14 protein-coding genes are annotated in these 19,340 nt (G+C 57.0%); 6 read left to right on the top strand and 8 right to left on the bottom strand.

Annotation, left to right across the window (positions count from 1 at the left end; all coding sequences use genetic code 11):
* Nucleotides 1-213: 213 nt before the first annotated feature.
* The 4 genes from ACOYW0_RS02395 to ACOYW0_RS02380 all read left to right on the top strand — a co-directional run bounded on the left by ACOYW0_RS02395 (nt 214) and on the right by ACOYW0_RS02380 (nt 8,077).
* The gene (locus ACOYW0_RS02395; protein ID WP_482416989.1) at nt 214-2,778 is read left to right on the top strand and encodes a response regulator; all 2,565 of its coding nucleotides are present in this window, start codon (nt 214-216) and stop codon (nt 2,776-2,778) included.
* Between the two features lies 1 nt (nt 2,779).
* On the top strand, nt 2,780-4,882 hold the full coding sequence (locus tag ACOYW0_RS02390) for an EAL domain-containing response regulator (RefSeq protein ID WP_482416988.1): 2,103 nt from the start codon (nt 2,780-2,782) through the stop codon (nt 4,880-4,882).
* A 238-nt stretch (nt 4,883-5,120) separates the two neighbouring features.
* Nucleotides 5,121-6,839 (top strand): methyl-accepting chemotaxis protein, encoded by a 1,719-nt coding sequence (locus ACOYW0_RS02385; protein WP_482416987.1) that lies wholly within the window; start codon nt 5,121-5,123, stop codon nt 6,837-6,839.
* Between the two features lie 365 nt (nt 6,840-7,204).
* Nucleotides 7,205-8,077, top strand: a complete 873-nt coding sequence (locus ACOYW0_RS02380) for a methylenetetrahydrofolate reductase (protein WP_482416986.1) — start codon at nt 7,205-7,207, stop codon at nt 8,075-8,077.
* A gap of 177 nt (nt 8,078-8,254) precedes the next feature.
* Here the strand turns inward: ACOYW0_RS02380 and ACOYW0_RS02375 are convergent, their stop codons facing one another.
* Nucleotides 8,255-9,088, bottom strand: coding sequence for a sulfite exporter TauE/SafE family protein (locus ACOYW0_RS02375; protein WP_482416985.1), 834 nt, complete (start codon nt 9,086-9,088; stop codon nt 8,255-8,257).
* A 277-nt stretch (nt 9,089-9,365) separates the two neighbouring features.
* On the opposite strand from ACOYW0_RS02375, the gene ACOYW0_RS02370 reads away from it, so the two are divergent.
* A complete protein-coding gene (locus tag ACOYW0_RS02370) occupies nt 9,366-10,067 on the top strand; it encodes an NYN domain-containing protein (protein ID WP_180144139.1) in 702 nt (233 codons plus the stop codon).
* 116 nt (nt 10,068-10,183) lie between these two features.
* On the opposite strand, the gene ACOYW0_RS02365 is transcribed toward ACOYW0_RS02370, so the two are convergent.
* From ACOYW0_RS02365 to ACOYW0_RS02345, 5 genes are all read right to left on the bottom strand, one after another.
* A complete protein-coding gene (locus ACOYW0_RS02365; protein WP_482416984.1) occupies nt 10,184-11,095 on the bottom strand; it encodes a glycine betaine ABC transporter substrate-binding protein in 912 nt (303 codons plus the stop codon).
* 22 nt (nt 11,096-11,117) lie between these two features.
* Nucleotides 11,118-11,849 carry an ABC transporter permease gene (locus tag ACOYW0_RS02360; RefSeq protein ID WP_482416983.1) on the bottom strand — a complete coding sequence of 244 codons (732 nt, stop codon included), beginning with the start codon at nt 11,847-11,849 and terminating at the stop codon, nt 11,118-11,120.
* A gap of 6 nt (nt 11,850-11,855) precedes the next feature.
* Nucleotides 11,856-12,512, bottom strand: a complete 657-nt coding sequence (locus ACOYW0_RS02355; RefSeq protein ID WP_180144146.1) for an ABC transporter permease — start codon at nt 12,510-12,512, stop codon at nt 11,856-11,858.
* 9 nt (nt 12,513-12,521) lie between these two features.
* Complete coding sequence (locus ACOYW0_RS02350; protein ID WP_482416982.1) at nt 12,522-13,649, bottom strand: ABC transporter ATP-binding protein; 1,128 nt, start codon at nt 13,647-13,649, stop codon at nt 12,522-12,524.
* A gap of 423 nt (nt 13,650-14,072) precedes the next feature.
* Nucleotides 14,073-14,360: a hypothetical protein gene (locus ACOYW0_RS02345; RefSeq protein WP_482416981.1), complete on the bottom strand. Its 288-nt coding sequence runs from the start codon at nt 14,358-14,360 to the stop codon at nt 14,073-14,075.
* A 1,674-nt stretch (nt 14,361-16,034) separates the two neighbouring features.
* Between ACOYW0_RS02345 and ACOYW0_RS02340 the strand changes: the two genes are divergently transcribed.
* Nucleotides 16,035-16,430, top strand: coding sequence for a ribosomal maturation YjgA family protein (locus tag ACOYW0_RS02340; RefSeq protein WP_482416980.1), 396 nt, complete (start codon nt 16,035-16,037; stop codon nt 16,428-16,430).
* A 187-nt stretch (nt 16,431-16,617) separates the two neighbouring features.
* Here ACOYW0_RS02340 and ACOYW0_RS02335 read toward each other — a convergent pair whose 3' ends face one another.
* Both ACOYW0_RS02335 and ACOYW0_RS02330 read right to left on the bottom strand, forming a co-directional pair.
* On the bottom strand, nt 16,618-18,300 hold the full coding sequence (locus ACOYW0_RS02335) for a sulfatase-like hydrolase/transferase (protein ID WP_482416979.1): 1,683 nt from the start codon (nt 18,298-18,300) through the stop codon (nt 16,618-16,620).
* A gap of 390 nt (nt 18,301-18,690) precedes the next feature.
* On the bottom strand, nt 18,691-18,981 hold the full coding sequence (locus tag ACOYW0_RS02330) for a hypothetical protein (RefSeq protein ID WP_482416978.1): 291 nt from the start codon (nt 18,979-18,981) through the stop codon (nt 18,691-18,693).
* Nucleotides 18,982-19,340 lie beyond the last annotated feature (359 nt).

Raw genomic sequence — 19,340 nt, 5'->3', positions numbered from 1 at the left:
CTTGGAGAAACGAGTCAGCGCCAAAAAAGCCTCCGGCGGCAAGGTGTGCCATCTTGAAAGCAGGTAGCGGATGCGTTTTGCCCCTCGTTCCCCGGGTCAAATCACATGCGCCTTTTAAACGGCATTCAATCGCTTTTTTTGAACCTGTTGCAACGATTCAGCTCAAAATGCCTCCGGCAGCCCTGCCGGGGGCCAAACGTATAGAGTGTGGTCATGAAACTGGCACTGAAATACAAGTTTATTCTTTATGTGTACGCCACCCTGCCTCTGGCGGCGGTGTGGCTGGCGGCCCGGACCAGCAGCATCCACGTTCTGCCTGCCTTTCAGCACGCCCTTACCGTGGGCTTGCTTACCGCCTTTGGCCTGCCCCTTGTGGCACCCTGGCTCCCGGGGTTCCATTGGCTGGTCAAGCGCCAGGTGACGCGTATCAGCCGGTTCTGCCAGCGGGTGAAAACCGGGGATTACACGGGCTTTCGGCTTCCCCCGGAGGCTGAAGACGAAAACGAGATCGTGGCCCTCATGCGGGACCTGAACTGGATGGTGCGAATCATCGAGGTGAGGGAGGCCGAGTTGGAGCGTCGGGTACAAAAGCGCACCGAAGAACTTAACCAGGCGCGCCTGGCTGCCGAGGCCTCGGGACAGGCCAAGGGGGCGTTTCTGGCCAACATAAGCCACGAGATCCGTACGCCCATTAACGCCATCATGGGCATGGCGGACGTGCTCCTGACGCAACCCGACTCCCCGAGGGCGAAGGAAAACCTCCGGATTATCGCTTCGGCCTCCAGAACGCTTTTGACCATGGTCAACGAGATCCTCGATTATTCCAAGATGGATGCCGGTAAGCTGGAACTGGAAGCTGTTCCTTTCCGCCTTCGAGATCTCATGGAAGGGGTGACGGACACCTTGAGCCAGCAGGCCCAGGAGAAATCTTTGGAGCTGGTCTGCGACATCGACGCCAGCGTTCCCCAGACCCTGGTGGGGGACCCCGTGCGCCTGGGCCAGATTATCACCAACCTGACGGCAAACGCCATCCGGTTCACCGAGGCCGGGGAGGTTGTGGTTACCGCAAGGTTTCAGCGGGAGACCCTGGAAACCGGAACCCTCTCCCTTGGGGTGCGCGATACCGGGGAGGGCATTCCTGATGAGGTGCTTCCCACCCTCTTTGACGCCTTTACCCAGGCCGACGGCTCCACCACCCGCCACCACGGCGGCACGGGCCTGGGCCTTGCCATCTGCCGAAAACTCTCGGCGTTGATGGATGGGGCGCTCACGGTTGCGTCCACCCAGGGCCGCGGCAGTGAATTTACCTTAACCTGTCCCCTTAAGGCTCCGTACGAAACCTCCGAGGGCTTTCTCTACGGGGCCGGGACCAAGCCCCGGTGTCTCCTGCTGGAGGACAACGACTCCGCGCGGCGTGTCCTTTCCGGGTATCTGGATGATTTTGAATTTCCCTACGATTTGGCAGGGTCCGTCCCCGAGGCCGTGGCGCTCCTCACCCAGGCCCGAGGAGCCTATGGGTTGCTTCTCGCGGACGTGACCCTGCCTCCCGGTCAGGGGGAACGGCTCATCAGCCACTTGCAGGCCATGGACGAGGGGCATCGCCCGGAGGTGGTCCTGTTGTCTCCCCTGAACAACCGGGACGTGTCCTGGCACCGGGGGCTGGACATTGCCGGGCACGTGGCAAAACCGGTGAAGCAGTCGGCCCTGTACAATGCCATTGTGTCGTCTCTGGTCCCAGCTCCTGCACCGGCGGTTCCTTCCGATATCTCTGGAGGGAGCTCACACGGTCATCGCGTGCTGGTGGTGGAGGACAACCCCTTTAACCGAAACGTGGCAGAAGAGATCCTGGGCGCGGCGCATTTCAAGGTGCAGTGCGCCGCCGACGGCCATAAGGCCCTGGACCTTCTGGGGCGCGTCCCCTTTGACCTGGTGCTGGCGGACATGCAGATGCCCGGCATGGACGGGTGCGAGCTCACCGAGGCCATCCGTGCTTCAGAAGGCCTCGAAGACCTTCCCGTGGTGATGCTCACCGCAGACGCGGACCCCGACACCCGAAGGGCGGCCATGGCCTCCGGTGCCTCGGGATTTCTCACCAAGCCCGTGACTCCCGGAGAGCTGCTCCGGGTTCTGGACGGACAGTTGCCCACGGATACCTCCCAGGCACCGGCTGCCGTCGGTGTCCCTGACATTGAAGGACTGGTGACGGCCCTCAGGGGAGATCGGAGCCGCGCGGGGGAGTTGGTCACTGGATTTGTGGAAGCCTTTAAGGAGACCCCTGCCTCCATTGCTGAAGCCCTGGCCGCAGGCTCTTGGGAAGAGGCCCGGTCACGGCTCCATGCCCTCAAAGGCGCTGCCGCCAACCTGTATTGCCATGAGCTGGCCGAAGCGGCTTCTGCCATGGAAGCCGCCGTCAAGGAAGGGAAGCCCGGTGTGGCCCTGTCTAAAGTGGACTCCCTGGACAGGTGCATCGCCGCTCTGGAGAAGGAAGCGGAACGTCTTGTGCCTGCGGGCGTGAAATCGGAAAGCGCTCCTTGGTCAGGCAGCCCCTTTGGAGAGGGCCTCCGGGAGCTTGAATCGCTCATTGCCACCCGCAATATCATGGCCCGGGCCAAGGCCGAGGCTCTTTTGGAGCCCTTAAGCCATGAGGGGTTCCGGCCCCAGGCGGAACAGCTGGTGGCCTGCCTTCGAAAATACAACTTCAAAGATGCCCGGGGCCTGCTGACCCAGATGGTCGCTGCAGGGCCCGCCACGTGTTCCGAGGCCTCCACAGGAGAGTGACATGGAGAAACCGACCCTTCTTATCATCGACGACATCCCGTCCAACATCGACGTCCTCGGGACGATTCTCATGGAGGAGTACACCCTCCAGGCGGCCACCTCCGGGGAAGAGGGGCTCGGCATTGCCCGCGCAGGGCATGGGCCCGACCTGATCCTCCTGGATGTGATGATGCCCGGCATGGACGGCTACGAAGTGCTCTTGCGGCTCAAGGCCGATGAGGCGACCCGCCACATTCCCGTTATCATGGTGACGGCCTGCAGCGATCCTTCGGACGAGACCAAAGGGTTTCGCCTTGGCTGCGCCGATTACCTGCACAAGCCGGTGACCCCGTTGATCGTTCAGTCCAGGGTGCGCACCCAGGTGGAGGTGAAAAGGGGCCGCGATGCCCTGGCCGCGAGCCTTGAAAGCAGCCGGGCAAACTCCCTTCGCCACGGGCGTTTTTTAACCGGCCTGTTCGATCACTCTCCCCAGGGCATTCTTTTGCTGGATGAGAACCATGGCATTGTCCGGGCCAATCAGGCCTTCTGCGATCTCTTCGGATACGGAGCCCACGACCTTGAAGGGCAGGTTGAGCCCATGAACACGGTGCCGGTGACGGAAGCCGAAGCCTACCAAACGCTTCTGGAGACCATCACGACCCGGGGCCGGTTCAGCGGCGAGGGGGTAAGGATGCGGGTGGACGGCACCCCCCTTTCCGTCTCCATCGTAGGCTGCCGGGTGGATGTGGAGAACCAGTCCGGGGGGATTTTTCTGATCTATGAGGATATTACCGATCGCAAGCTTGCGGAAAAGCGGTTGACCCACCAGGCCTACCACGATGCCCTCACAGGCATCGACAACCGGCTCGCCTTTGTGGAAGGCCTCAAAGAGCTCCTGACTCCCCATGGTGATGGGGAGAATTGCTCCGTGATGCTCCTGGACCTGGATCGGTTCAAATCGGTGAACGACTCCCTGGGCCACCCCGTGGGGGACGCCCTGCTCCAGGTTGTCTCACGGCGCTTCACCCAGTGCCTGCGGGACAGGGATACCGTGGCGCGCATCGGCGGTGACGAGTTTGCCGTGCTGCTTCGGGAGACCCGGGACGCCTCCGAGGTGGAGGGTATTGCCCGTCGCCTTCTGGATGCGGCTGCCTCACCCTTTGAGATCGACGGCCAGGTGCTCCATATCGGTGCGAGCATCGGCGTGGTGTTCGATCTCTCCGGGTACACGGATCCGGACACGGTGATCCGGAATGCCGACCTTGCCATGTATGAAGCCAAGGGGTCGGGCCGTGGGCGCTTTACCTTTTTTGACAGCAGCCTTCATGAAAAGGCGGTGCATCGCCTGGAGATGGAGCAGGAGTTAAGGGATGCCTTTGACCGGGATGAGTTCGAGTTCTACTTTCAGCCCATCCTGACCCTGCCGCAGGGCCCCACGGATCGTTTTGAGGCCCTGATCCGCTGGAACCATCCCACAAAAGGGGTGCTGGCTCCAGGAGCGTTTCTTTCCGTGCTGGAAGAGACCGGCCTCTCCACCGCCCTGAGGTGCTGGGTGGTGGAAGCCGCGGCCCGGACCCTTTCCGCCTGGAACCGGGAGTTCCCTGAGCGCATCCTCAACATCAACCTGACGGCAAGCCAGCTCGGCGACCCGGAACTCTGCCCGTTTATTACGGGGGTGTTTGCCCGTTACGGGGTGTCGCCTTCACATCTTGTGGTGGAGATCACGGAAACCGATTTCATGGAAAGCCGCCCCATGGCCGAGGCCAACCTCAACCGGCTCCGGGAGGCAGGTGTCCGCATCGCCATCGATGACTTCGGAACGGGCTATTCGTCCCTTGCCTACCTGCACCGCTACCAAATCGACACCCTGAAGATCGATCGATCCTTTATCTCTCGCATTGACCAGGACGGGCTGTCCATTATCTCGGCCATTGCTTCCATTTCCCAGAAGCTGGGGGTCTCGGTGGTGGCCGAGGGCATTGAAGAGCCTGCGCAGCTTGACGCCGTGACTCGGGCAGGATGCACCCACGCCCAGGGATATTTTATCGCCAGGCCCGCGCCCCTGGACAGGGTAACGCCAAGGGGAACAAACCCTGCCGGGTTGCCATGCGCGGTTTCCACCTGAGAAACCATGGGATCAAAACGTTGAAAAATTGAGTGGTTCATGAGATAAGGATCGTTCATTTTTCAACAATCAGGCTTGGCAAGGAGAGCATGCCGTCAGACAGTCAGGTCCGGTGTGCTGTGAATCATTTGACTCAAATGTGACGTTGTATCCATGTGTTCGCGTCGGTGTGGGGCTGTCGGGCTCTTCCACAACGTGCGCGTTCTGGTACGTCAATCAGCGGAAGGACCCCCCATTCATGCTTCGATGTTTCAAGATCAAGACCCAGATGATTATTGTTCTCATCATGGTATCTGTCTCTTTTCTCTCGTTGTCTGCAACCGCAGTCCACTATATCGGCGTCACCCGGGATGTGGGTATTGAAGGAGCCAAAGAGGTTTTGTACAAGGCCCAGCAGGATAAGCTCAAGGCTTCGGTGCACAGCGTGTCTGTGGCCCTCTCCAGGGCCCTTGAAGGCATTGAGGGCGAAGAGGAGAAAGTCGATGCCATGCGTCGGATGATCTATCCCGTACGCTTTGAAGAGGACAAGTCCGGGTACTACTTTATCTACAAGGGAACCCGCAATGCCGTGCACCCCATCAAGCATCAGCTCGAAGGCAAGGACCTGGGACACCTGGTGGACAAAAACGGTGTGCGTTCCGTGGGCGAACTCTACAACAACGCCAGGCGGGGCGGCGGGTTCGTGGAGTTCATGTGGAACAAGCCCGGGGCAGGGGATACCTTGAAGCTGGGATACTCCGAGATGATTGCAGGCACGGACTACTGGATCGGCACCGGGGTCTACCTGGACAACATCGAGGCCTATGAGACCAAATTTTCCGACATGCTCAGCCGCACTGTCATTCAGAAGGCCGTCATCTCCCTGGTGGCCATTGCCGCGACCTTTTTTCTCCTGACCATGGCCTTCAGCCTGTTTGTGGTCAACAACATCGCCAGCCCGTTGAAGGAGATGGCAAAGAAGGTGAACATCCTGGCCACCGGCAACCTGGCCGTGGTCTTTCGTGCAGAAGGGGGCGATGAGATCTCCCGCCTGGGGGGCGTTCTCAACGCCATGGTCGGGGCCTTTTCCGCCATGATCACGGAGATGAAGCAGAGCACCGATACCCTTCTTGCCTCTTCCACGGAACTCTCAGATGTGTCCGAGCAGATGTCCGCAGGGGCGGGGCAAACCTTTGAAACATCCAATACCGTAGCCGCCTCGGCCCAGACGATGAGCGCAAACATGGTCTCCGTGGCTGCGGCCATGGAGCAGGCCGCCACCAACGCGAACCAGGTGGGCAGTGCCACCGAGGAGATGACCTCCACCATCCGTGAGATCGCGGATCACACGGAGTCAGCCCGCGGCATCTCCGGCGAAGCCGTTGAGAAATCAAGGCGCGCAGCCACCCGCATGGTGGAGCTGGGGAGTGCGGCAGAGGCCATCGGAAAGGTGACCGAGACCATCACCGACATCTCCGAGCAGACCAACCTGTTGGCCCTCAACGCCACCATCGAGGCGGCCCGTGCCAGTGAAGCGGGCAAAGGGTTTGCCGTGGTGGCAAGCGAAATCAAAGCCCTGGCCCACCAGACCGCCGAAGCCACCCTGGACATCCGCTCCCGCATTGAAGAGATGCAGGGCACGGCCTCCGCCTCCAGCACCGAGATCGAGGAGATCTCCTCGGTCATCGACGGGGTGAACGAGATCGTCGCCACCATCGCCGCCGCCGTGGAGCAGCAGTCTGCCTCCACCGCTGAAATCGCCGCCAATGTCCATCAGACCAATGAAGGCATCCGGGAGGTGAACGACAACGTCAGCCGAAGCTCGGCCGTGGCCGAAGAGATCGCCCGGGATATCGCTGCGGTCAACACCGAGGCCGGGGAGATGTCCCACGGCAGCGATCGGATCCGACAAAGCGCCGACGGCCTGAACACCATGGCCGCCCAGCTCAGGGACACCGCAGCACAGTTTTCCGTCTGATACCCGATTTTGCCAATGTGCCGGGTCCCAAGGGCCGGGCACATTGGCCGTCAGCGTCTTTGGCCCATGGCAGCCAAATATGGAGCGCCGCACTTCGGTGCGGCTTTCCCGGGCCGACCGACGTGATTCCACTTTCCCTCACGTATTACCATATCACCTGCAAGCCCATTCCCATCACCTTCCACGGGACACCTTTTCTTATTCTTCCTTGAAGATCGTCAGTAAATTTCGTATCACAGAAAAAGACATTTCCCGACAGCAGGCCGGCGGGCACCTTTTCTTGTTTGTCCAACGTTTCAAAGGGGTGGCTCTCCGGCAAGGCCGCCGTACTTTTCCATTATCCACCTGCACCAGGAGCCTATCCCATGCGCGTCTCCCACCTCTACGACACCCAGTCCCCCGTCCTGTCCATGGAGTTCTTTCCGCCGCGAACCGAAAAAGCCGAAGAAGGCTTCGGCGCCGTGGTGGACGATCTCTTCTCCATGGCCCCTGATTACATGTCCGTCACCTTCGGAGCGGGCGGCTCCAACCGGGACGGGTCGTACCAGACCGTCCGGACCATGCTGGACAAATCCATCCCCACCGTGGCCTACCTCGCCGGGTACGGCATGGCACCGTCGGAGGTTACTGAGGTGCTGGATCGCTACCGGGATATGGGCATCGAAACCATCTTTGTTATCCGGGGCGACAAGCCCCAACAGGAGGGGTTTACCCCGCATCCGGACAGTTTTCCTTATGCCTCGGACCTCATCGCCTTTATCAAAAAGCGCTACGACTTTACCCTGGGCTGCGCCGGGTACCCCGAAGGCCACCAGGAGGCCGAAAGCCTTGAAAAGGACATCGAACATCTCAAGGCCAAGGTGGACAACGGTGCCGAGTACGTTGTGGCACAGAACTTTTACGAGAACTCTTTTTTTCTCGATTACGTGGAGCGGTGCCGCACCGCAGGAATCAACGTTCCCATCATCCCCGGGATCATGCCCGTCTACAGCGTCAAGATGGCCCGGATCCTCGCCAAGGTCTGCGGCACCACCATCACCCCCGACCTCGAAGCCCGCCTCACAAGCGTGGATCCCGACGACAAAGAGGCCGTCCTTGCCATGGGCATCGATTTTGCCACCGACCAGTGCCGGGGCCTCCTCAAAGAAGGTGTCCCGGGTATCCATCTCTACACCATGGATCGCACCTTTTCGACCATGGAGGTGGTCAAGCGGTTGCGGGATGAAAGGTTGCTGTAGGGTTGACGTCGGGCTCTGTCGCTTTTCCCATGAGGAGCGCCGCACTCCTGTGCGGCTTTTTCTTGCTGGCGGGGCGTCGTTGAACCCACTTACAGGCTCACCCCATCCCGTGTGAAAAAAGATGGGGCACGCTTCTCGTCTTGCCACAGTTAAAACTGTCTCTATGGCTTCGGATGGTCATTCGGTTTTGATGGGCCGGCTCCGTTGCAAGTAGCTTTTCAGTTCCTGAAGGATAAAGTTGCAGGAGATCAGAAGGAGAAACCCACCGAAGAGCTGCTTGAGGATAAACGCCGGCAGGTGGCTTGAGATGATGGCGCCTGCCACCGCACCGGCCAGGGCCGGAGCCATCAGGCTTTTAAAAGGGGATTTGTCGTAGAGGTTCAGTTTGTTGTGGATGAGGGTGGCAGACGTAGAGAGAAAAAACATGGTGGTTAACGAGAGGGGGATGGCCTGGTGCATGTCGAGCTGTAATACGATCACGAAAAAGGGCACAATGAGCAAGCCGCATCCGATCCCCAACAGTACAGCGATCATGCCGATGAGGATCCCCACGGGGATGACGAGAAGGGATTCGTGTGACAGCAAAAGGGCATGCAGGCCGGTGTAGACCAGGAAGGGAAAATCGCAGATCTTCAGCATCCGCAGGCTGACCACGAGCAGGAAGAGTGCAAAGGCAAGTTTCAGCCACCCTGTGTGATGCTTTCGCACCATGTTTCCGCCCAGCATCGTTCCACAGACGCATGCCGGGATAAAGAGAAGGTAAAGCCGAAGGGCGGGTGGCCCGGGGAGCAGGATCAGGTGGTTTACGGCCCCGACAAAGCTGATGGGGATGATGGTCGCCAGGGAGATGCCCGCTGCCTTTTTGAAGTCAAACCCGAAAAATGACGTCAGTATGGAGACCAGAAGCGTCCCTCCGCCGATGCCGATCCCCGCGCTGAACAGGGCCACAAGAAATCCAAGGGTGGCCAACCGGAAGTCAAACCCGGGGACAAATGAGTTTTTCGACATCATGGGTCTCCTTGCGTTGGTGTGGTGGCTGTATGTATAGCGTTGTTGCTTCTTCTGCTTCTTAATATCTTTTTATATGAGTAAAAGATATATGTAAATACTCTGATGTTTACTTGTGAGGTAAGCTGCGGCCCTGTCCTCCGATGTTTTACGCACCGCCACCCCCTTTGTTGTGGTAGACTGCCTTCGGTTATTATTATGCCGAAGGTGGCGATGTCTGATCCATAAGGCGATCTTCGGTGTTGAGCAGATTTGTGAACCCACTCATTGGAGGCCCATTGTGACAGATACCAAGAACATTGCCCTGCTCATTGACGCGGACAATTCACCGGCCAAGTCCATCCAGAAGATTTTTTCGGAACTTGCGCGGCACGGGAAGGTGAACATCCGGCGAGCCTACGGCAACTGGACCACGGGGAACCTCAAAGGGTGGGAGGCGGTGCTCCAGGATCATGCCATCCAGCCTTTCCAGCAGTACGACCTCACCAAGGGAAAAAACGCCACGGATATCGCCATTGCCATTGATGCCATGGACATTCTCTATACCAAGCAGGTGGACACTTTCTGCATTGTGACCTCTGATTGCGACTTTACGCCCCTTGCCACGCGGATCATCTCCGAGGGAAAATCGGTGATCGGGTTCGGGGAGCGGAAAACACCACCCGTGTTTATCAACGCGTGCTCCACCTTTCTCTATGTGGATGATGAGGTGGCGGTGAAAACAACCCGGGTCGATGCCAAAGAGCTGCGGGGAGATGCCAAGCTGATGAACCTTCTTCGTGATGCCATTTCCGGCTCGGAAAACGGTGACGGGTGGGCAAACCTTTCCAAGGTCGGTTCCCATATCAGCAACCATGCCTCCTTTGACCCCAGGAACTATGGCTATGCACGGTTGAGTGACCTGATGGAGGCCATCGGGCTTTTTGATCTGAGGCGGGACAAGAAGAAGTCCTTTGAGGTAAGGGACAATCGGAAAAAATAGGGGGCTGAGCCCCCGGAATAACAGATAGAATTGAGGATACAAAAAAAGCCCGGTGGCGGTTATGCCGCACCGGGCTTTTTTGCGTTCAACAGGTCTGAGGGCCGAAGCCCTTTTGCCTACAGCAGGTTGTTGGCTTTGAGCCAGGCTGAGGCGGTTTCGGTGACGCTCTGGTGGTCCACGTCGACTTTCGCGTTCAGGGTCTGCATCTGGTCGGCGGTGAGCTTATCCGTCAGGGGGGCCAGGAGGGTTTCGATTTCGGGGTACTTGGCGAGTACGTCCTTGCGAACCACCGGGGCCGGGTTGTAGACGGGGAAGAAGTGCATGTCGTCGTCCAGGTTGACGAGGTTGAAGGCGGCGATGCGGCCGTCCGTGGAGTAACCCATGGCCACGTCCACCTGCTTGTTTTTAAGGGCGAGGTAGGTGATGCCCACGTCCATTTTCTTGATTCGGGAGCCGGAGATCCTGAAACCGTAAACCTTCATCATTTTTTTGATGCCGTCCGGGCGCTCCCAGAACTCGGTGCCCACGGCCAGGGTGTAGGCCTTGGAATCTTTTTTGTAGCGGGCCCCTAAGTCGGAGATGGTCTTGATGTTGGCCGCTTCAGCCTCGTCGGCCCGCATCATGAGGGTGTAGGTGTTGTTGAAGGACGTTTTCTTAAGCCAGATCAACCCTTTTTCCGCGTCCTTTGTCTTGCAGTAGTCATAGGACTTCTGGGAGTTGTTGATCACCTCGGGGTCGGTGCCCTTGTGGTAGACGGTGTAGGCGGTGCCTGTGTACTCGAAGTAGAGATCGGTGAGGCCGTTTTCCAGGGACTGGCGGGCAATGGAGGAGCCCACCCCGTTTTTGACGGTGACCTGGAATCCTTTGCTCTCAAGGATCTGCTTGGCAAGCTCTGTGAGCAGGTACTGCTCGGTGTAGTTTTTTCCGCCGAGGACGATCTCCTTTGCGGCCATGGCCTGGGTGGTGAAGGCCAGGGCGAGGCAGGCGGCAAGGGCAAGCCTTAAAAATGCGCGTTTGGCTGTCTGCATGGGTGTCTCCTGTGTTGGGTGTTTAACTGTTTTGAAGCCTGAGCCCCTTGGGGACCACCAGGAGGCCCAGCATCTCGCAGGCGTAATCGCCCACAAGGGCCAGCAGGGTGGTTGGGATGGCTCCGGCCAAAAGTTTGACGGGCATCATCATGTCGATGCCGGTGAAGATAAGGTCTCCCAGGCCCCCCGCTCCCACCAGAAAGCCCAGGGGGGCGCTTCCCACGTTGATGACCAGAGCGATTCGAAAGCCCGTGAGGATCACCGTGGCGGCGTTGGGGAGTTCCACCTGCATAAGAATCTGAAAGGGTGTGAGCCCGATGCCCCGGGCCGCGTCGGTGATGCCCGAGGGCACGGCCTGGATTCCGGCCAGGGTGTTTCTGGCAATGGGCAGGATGGAGTAGATGGTGAGGGCGAAAATCGCCGGCTTGGTGCCGATGCCCAGAAAGCTCAGGGAGATGGCGATGACGGCCAGCGAAGGGATAGTCTGGCCCAGGCTCAGGACGTACATCACCGCAGGGGTGTGCTTTTTCATGCGGTCCCGCGTGAGCAGGATACCTGCGCCCAGCCCGATGATGGTGGCCATGAGCATGCTGCTGCCCACAAGCACCAGGTGCTGGCGAACCAGCTCCATGACATATTCCATCTCAAAGGGGTCGGAGAGGTACTCCATGAGCCCGATCTGCTGGGCCTTGACCCCGCAGAAAAAGAGGATGCCGAAAAGTGTGAAACGATAGAGTTTTGTTGCCAAAGTCATGACTTCTTATGCCTCGATTTTAAGGCCCTTGGATGTAAGCCGGCGTTCAATGAGGGCCATGCCGGAATCCACCAGGATGGCAAGGATGGAGACGCCCAGGGCTCCTGTGATGATCATCTCTTCATAGGACCGGGAGATGCCCTGCTGGATAAAGACCCCCAGGCCTCCGGCCCCGATGTAGGCGGCGATGGCGGCGATGCCGATGTTCATGACGGCGGCGGTGCGCAGTCCGGCCAGGATCACGGGGACGGCCAGGGGGATCTCCACCTCTTTGAGAAGCTGCCACCGGGTCAGGCCCATGCCTTTTCCGGCGTCCACAAGGCTTGAATCCACGTTTTTGATGGCCGTGTACGTGTTCCGGATGATGGGCAGCTCGCTGTAGAGGACCAGGGCCACCACCGCAGGGACCTTGCCGAGGCCCAGGCCGTATGGGGCGAGGATGGGCAGCATGATGCCGAACAGGGCGATGGAGGGCACGGTCATCAGGATGTTGGCCACATCGATCACTTTTTTGGCCAGGGCATCGTTTTTGGTGATGGCGATGCCCGTGGGGATGCCGGTGACCATGGCGATGCACAGGGAGAGGAACACCAGGTAGAGGTGCTCCAGCCCCAGGGTCAGGGTCTGGTCCAGGTTTTGTTGGATAAAGTCTATGATGCTCACAAAAGCCCCCTACTTGTTGCTGTCGTCTTCATAGAATTCCATGATCTTGTCCTGGATGTTCTGGTAGGTGATGGTCCCTTTGAAGTGGCCGTTGTCGTCCACCACGCAGTAAAAGTCCATGGTGTCCATGAGCATGGAGGAGAGGACTTCCCGAAGGGGCTCGTCGTCTTCTACGAAGATCTGGAAAGGCTCGGCGGCGTCGGTCACCGGTCCGGTTTCGAACTTCAGGAGCTTGGGCGTCACGTAGCCCACGGGCTTGCCGTTTTCCACCACGATTCCCACCTTCCGGTTTTTCTCCATGAGGCGGTCCAGGGCTTCCGGGCTCTTCATCTCTGCCGGGATGACGTTTTTCGGCGAGGAGTTCATGGCTTCCCGGGCGCGGATCAGCCCCAGGACCTTCAGGGCGCGGTCCGCCCCCACAAAATCCGAGACGAATTTGTTCCGAGGCTGGGTGAGGATCATCTCCGGGGTGTCGAACTGCACCAGCTGACCGGCCCGGAAGATGGCGATGCGGTCTGCCATTTTGATGGCTTCGTGGATGTCGTGGGAGACAAAGACGATGGTCTTTTTCAGGCGGGCCTGGAGCCGCATGAATTCGTCCTGGATCTGATCGCGGTTGATGGGGTCGATGGCCCCGAAGGGTTCGTCCATCAAGAGGATGTCCGGGTCTGCGGCCAGGGCGCGGGCCACGCCCACGCGCTGCTGCTGACCGCCGGAGAGTTCGGCAGGGTATCTGTCGCTGTAGGTCTCCGGGTCGAGCTTGACTATTTTTAAAAGGTGGGCCACCCGGTCGTCGATTTTCGCCTTGTCCCACTTGAGAACCCGGGGGATCATGGCGATGTTTTCATAGATGGTCTTGTTGGGGAACAGGCCGATCTGCTGGATCACGTAGCCCATGCTGCGCCTGAGCTGAACGGGGTTAAGTTCGCGGATGCTGCGGCCGTCCACCAGGATGTCCCCGCCGGAGATCTCTTCCAGCTTGTTGGTCATGCGAAGCAGGGTGGTCTTGCCACACCCGGAGGGGCCAAGAAAGACAACGACTTCTCCCGGTTTGATCTGCAGACTGATGTCTCGAACGGCCGGGACGGCATCCTGGCCGTTTCCGTATACTTTTCTTACATTTCTGTATTCAATCATCTGGTTCCTGCGGCGTAAAACAAATCGTGCTGATTCGCCTATGCGACGTCTCTTTTGAGGGAATGGTTTCCGAAATTTATTTACAACTCAATGGATCATGGAAGCCATTCATACCATATAAAATCCATTGAACACAATAGGATAAATTTCATTCTGTGGGTGTGTATGTCGAAAAAGTGGAATGATTTTGGGTATTTTTCTGGCTGGCGGGTGTTCGATATATGTATTTAGTTCGAAGCTTTTTTATGATTGCACAGGGAACACATGGCGTAAAAAGGTTTGGGTTCAATGGATGACTGCTTCTTGGTGGGGAGGCCATGGCGTTTAGGGCAATGACTGACCAAAAAACATGCCCCCGGCAGGGCCGCCGGAGGCATGGGTTGGATTGTTGGTTTTTTTTTGGGCAGGTTTATGCTGACGCTGTCAGCGGGTGTTCTTCATTTTTTCCTGCTCCTCCCTGTAGATTTCAACCATGCGATCAATGGAATCGTACTGGCGGCTGAGGAGATCTTCGGTGATCGTGCGAATCCCCCATTTTTTAAAGTCGATCTGGAGGCCGTTGCCTCCGGGGGCCTCGGTGCCGCATAGTTCCGAATACAGTCTGCCCACGGCGTGGAGGGTGCGATGGATGTCCTTGATGGCGTCGCAGAGTTCTGAGATTTCGGGTCGTGAGAACATGACAGTTGGAGTCTGGGTTGTGAATGAGGGCATGGGAGCTCCTTGGTTTGATGCATTGTGCGTAATGGACTGTGCGGCTGCGCACGGGGCTCTCACCGGGGAAACGTGCGTATTCATGGAGAGCGGGCTCCCGATGGGGTTCGGCGCATGGCAGCCCGTGAGGAGACCGGGCTTTCCCTGCGGAACCGAGCCGCCGGAACGCTCCAAAAAAAGTGCGCACCACGGGTGTGTTGCCTGTTGGCATTGAAACGGGGGGCGGCAATGCACTTTTGCCGATGGCCGTGCTGATGCCGAGGGTGTCATGTCGTCTGGCCTGGATATGCATGGGAAAACGATCAGGCCAGGGCGCTGCATCTGGGTATTCAGGAAAATTTAGATGGTTCAGTCATGCAACATGCAATGCACCGCTTTTTTGCTCTTCTTTTTTTTCCCTTAGGACGAGCTGGGTGGTTGCTGAAAGAAATCTAAATTTTGCTAAGAAACATGACTACCGTTAGAAAAAATACTCAGCCCCGTTCTCATGCGGGAAACGAGAAAAACGCCCCTTGGGTGAGGCCATGTCGAGAGAGAGCAGAAGAGTAGCCCGTGCGTGGGCTTTCGGAGAATGTGAATGGGTATCCCGTTGGGGCGCCGTGCCGCCCGTTAGTCTGAAACGCCGGTGTTTTCTGGCCATTTGTAACAACAGTAAAGCAGGTTGAGAGGGTGCGGGGTTCCGCGGGTGGAGGATAAATCGACTTGAAATGGATGTGGGTGTGGGGTAAAAAATCGTTTAGCCATGACGACCTCCGGTAAAGGTTGTACTGGTTAGGCCTGACAGGGTGTTTGCCGACATCCTGTCGGGTCGACTTCATGCATCTAATAACTAGTTATTACACCCCACCATAATTTCATCGATTCGCCATGTCAATAGTTTTTATCTGATAAATCCGGTGGTTAATTGTTTGGTTTTTGTTAAGGTGGGGGTGGTTGGCCCGATCGTCCCGGTCATTCTTTTGGGCACCGGGTGACAGACCGCCCGTTGCGGCCATGGGGGTGACCGGGGCAGGGGAAGCTGGCATGGCATTGTGATGAGGAAACAGCAACTCCCGGGAGCGGTTGACTGTGGCGTCAGGGGTGTGCGGGGTTTTTATAATATTGCTTGTTTGTGTTTTGAGAGGCGCGAAAAGGAGTTGTTGTCTTTTATGTCTCTGTTTTTAAGGCAAAAAAGAAGTTTTTAAATACTCTTTCTATTGCCAGTGTAAATAAAAATGTCAGGTCTGCGATTGAATCGTCTGGACATCAAAAAAGAAGTGTGAGATAGTCTGCTTATCGATTTACTGCTTCGCACATCCAGCAGGCTTTACGATGTGTGTTTTGCTTGCCTTTGTATGGCAAGGGACGGTGCTCGTTCTCACGCTCGGCTCGACCTGCGTTTTATTCTCCTTCGGCTCACGTTCCTTTAACCCGTCCCTTGCCCGCATGCCCCAGATAGATTCAGTATCGCTGCGTTTACGCCCTCCTGTATATCCTTCGTCCATATAATTCTACTACGCTCACTGCGGATCTTCACCGTTTGTCTACATGTTACAAGGGGTGGAGGCCAATGGGGGAGCCTTTCGTTTTTGATATTTTACTGTTTTTGGTTTATCGTAAGGCCTTTGAGTTTGGTGACCGTGGGTTGAACTTGCAGTGAGGATGGGGGTGGATAGCTCCGCTATGCAGATGGATATGACATTGAAAATTGATTGGCGCTATGGATCTCTTTTTGCCGGTATGTTTCTGGTGGAATTGGTGATTGCTCTGTTTGTCCGGGATGCGTTTATCCGGCCCTTTGTGGGGGATGCCCTGGTCGTGGTTCTTCTCTATCTTTTTTTCCGGTCCTTTCTGGTGTGTGACAAGGCAAAACTGGTAACAGGGGTACTGATTTTTGCCTGGGCCGTGGAGATGGGTCAGTACTTTGATCTGGTTGGCATTCTCGGGCTTCAGGAGAACAGGGTGGCCCGGGTTGTCATCGGATCGACATTCGATGTGATGGATTTGCTGGCCTACACGGTGGGGGCAGGTTTGTTGATGGCTCCCGAGGTGCTGGCGTTGGTGCGGCAAAAGGGAAAGCCTTCCCGCTGAGTTAAAAACAGTCGACGAGCCAGTGGCTTCGACTGTTAAACCCCTGGCTGTTCATTCTTTCAAAAAAAACGCCCCCGGCAGGGTTGCCGAGGGCGTTTTTTTTGTGTTTTGTTTTTGCGCCGTCCCCTGCCCGAATCCTGCCCCAGAAAAACGGCATGTCCGTGGCAGGGTAACTAAACATGGGAGGCTATTTTTTCTTGGGCAGCCCGAGCATGAAGACTTCGAGTAATTGTTTGGTTTCGGGTCTGAGGTTTTCAATTCCCTTGTACGGAATGTCATAAACAGGCGGCCTGTCCGGGTACTTCATTTTGAACGCCATATGGCGTTTGACCATGCCGGCGAACTGTCCCCCTGCCCATGGGCCGTATTTGATGGCGTCAATGGGTCGTTTTTCCCGGGGATCCCGGTAAAGGTCGAAGATGGGAGCGGCAATGGGGTTGTCGCCCGGGGCGGGAAGGTGCATCTTGTATTTGTTTTTGACAATGGATTTCAGTGTAGGGCCCTCATAGATGTGGACATAGTCCCGGCGCCCGTGGCCTTCTCCCAAAAGCAGGATCCCGGTCTGGTCCACCCCGTCGATGATCCTGTCCCTCGGAATCCCGTCCATGGCATTGCCCAGGCGGGCAAGGGTTGTGAACAGGTCGCTGACGTGGAAGATGTCCTCGGCAAAGCTTCCGGCTTCAATCACACCTTTCCACTTGACCCAGGCATTGACGCGTACGCCTCCTTCCAGGTGGTCGGTTTTGCCGCCGCGATAGATGCGGTCGCTCTGGCCGGTTGGCCCTTCGTATTGGAGGAAGGGACCGTTGTCACCCATGACGATGATGACGGTGTTTTCGGCAATGCCCAGGGTGTCCACTTCCTGGATGATATCGCCAATCCATTTATCCACCTCCACAAGGATGTCCGCCATGGTCCCGCCGTTGAGAGTATTGTACTCACTCCTGAATTCCTGAACAAAGGAGAGGGGGAAGAGCGGCCAGTAATTGAGGAAGAAAGGTTTCTTCTGCCCGGCAAGGGTGCGCAGTTGAGACAATGCGTGTTTTTGATACCGCTCGTTCATTTCGCGGTATTTTTTCTGGGTCCACTCCTCACCGGCTTTCAAATCCACTTCGTAGAGCTTTCCGTCGCGCAGTTCCACCCCTGTCACCATGTGCGCGGGATTCGGGACAAACAACTTGTCCAGGGTAAAGGTCTGCTTTTGCCGGCTTGGGTCCACACCGCGGATAATGTCGGCCGTCTCCATGTCCCGCCCCATAATGGCCAGCTGGCCCTGTTGATGGATGGGGAATTCCGCGTGCATGAAGCCCTGGTTGCTGGCGTACGCCTGCTCAATGTCACCCAGGTGCCATTTGCCCACATGGGAGGTAAAATACCCCGCGTCTTTAAGGATTTCGGCAATGGTGATCTCTTCGGCGTTCAACCCGTCCCCTGCAAGGGTGGCCTTGGCCTCGGTGGTTCCTGTCCGTGAAGGGTAGCGACCGGTCATCATGGCCACGCGAGTCGGCGTACAGGACGGTTCCGTGTACATTCTCTGGAGGCTCATCCCTTCCTTTGCCAGCTTTGACATATGGGGTGTCTTGTAACCGCGAATGACACTTAGCTCATCCATACCGATTTCCCCGAATCCGACATCATCAAGCAGGATGTAAATGAAATTTGGAGGCTTGCCCCCGCTTTTTTTGCGGAGATCCGCGAGTTTTTTATCAATGGCCTTGTCGTCTTCAGCCCACTGCTTGCCGTTTTGTGCTTCCAAAATGGCGTACTCCGCATCGTGGATGATCTTTTTGCCCTTGGACCCGGCAGAAACCATGCTGGCGGATAAGCATGACACAAGGAGGATAATCGTCACGATCAAGAATCTGTTCATGGCCTTTCTCCCGATTGAGTGGATGCGTTACGGTTGATGATTCATTTCAGACACTGGGGACTGACCCATGGGGGCGCTCAGATGGAGCCCCATGTTTATGGCTGTTTTGCGCTTTTTTGGAGGGTGTTTCGGCATGCGCAGGGAGTTCTGCGCTTAACGAAGCGGGGGTGTCATGGGCGGGTTGTGGGGATGGCTCAAAGGGCGGTTCCGGTGAGTGTGTCATGGGCTTCGTTTTTGTTGTGCAATGACATGCCAACGACCTGTAATTAAACAGATACAGGCTACCATATCGCGTTGGAAATCAAAACCCATTTTCCGGAAGGTACCTGAATGGCAGCGTTGACTCCCATGGTGCCGGTGGCCTGCGGACTGCCTGCGCGGTGTTCCTGTTCACGGCTCTTTTTCTTTTCTATATTTTTCGGTTTTCTGTTCGCCTCTTCTTTTGTGAAATGATTCCTCGTTTGCAGGTTGGACAGTGTGGGGTTCGCTCTCCTGAGCCGCAAAGGGCCTGTCCCTTGAAACGTGATACAGATCTGGCTGTACGGGGTGGTGTGAGACAGGTGACAGGTGATATCCCATTGCCTGGGCGGCATTGCTTAATTTTGATTTTGAGAAACAATTTTTCGTTTTTTCAATTGTATTGAGGTTGGCTGTGGGTGCTTTTGCCTGGGCACCGGCCATGGGTTTTCACGGGTTGGCATGAATGTTGTAAAAAGCAGAACCATCGTCAATGCGGCGGGGATACGGGCTTCCAATCGCCCGAGGGAGGGACGCCTTCCTGATCCGTCGCGATGTTGATCATTGGGGGGACGGGGAATTGAGTGAAGGTGACTTTTATCCCGTTCGACACTTAATTGTTTACCGATTTCACAATGGCTTTGGGACTTTTTCATGCATGGCTTTTGACGAAAGGATTGTCGGGCGAAGGATCGGCTCCTGTTGATACGGGCATGGCAAGTGGCCGGCCCTGATTTCATGTGGATGAACAGAATGTATACGCTGAACGCAGTGACCCGGACTCTTTTGGGTTACATGCAAAA

The sequence above is a fragment of the Desulfoluna sp. HI9BLuna genome (genome assembly GCF_056829775.1).
This window is presented reverse-complemented; position numbering and strand designations above follow the sequence as displayed.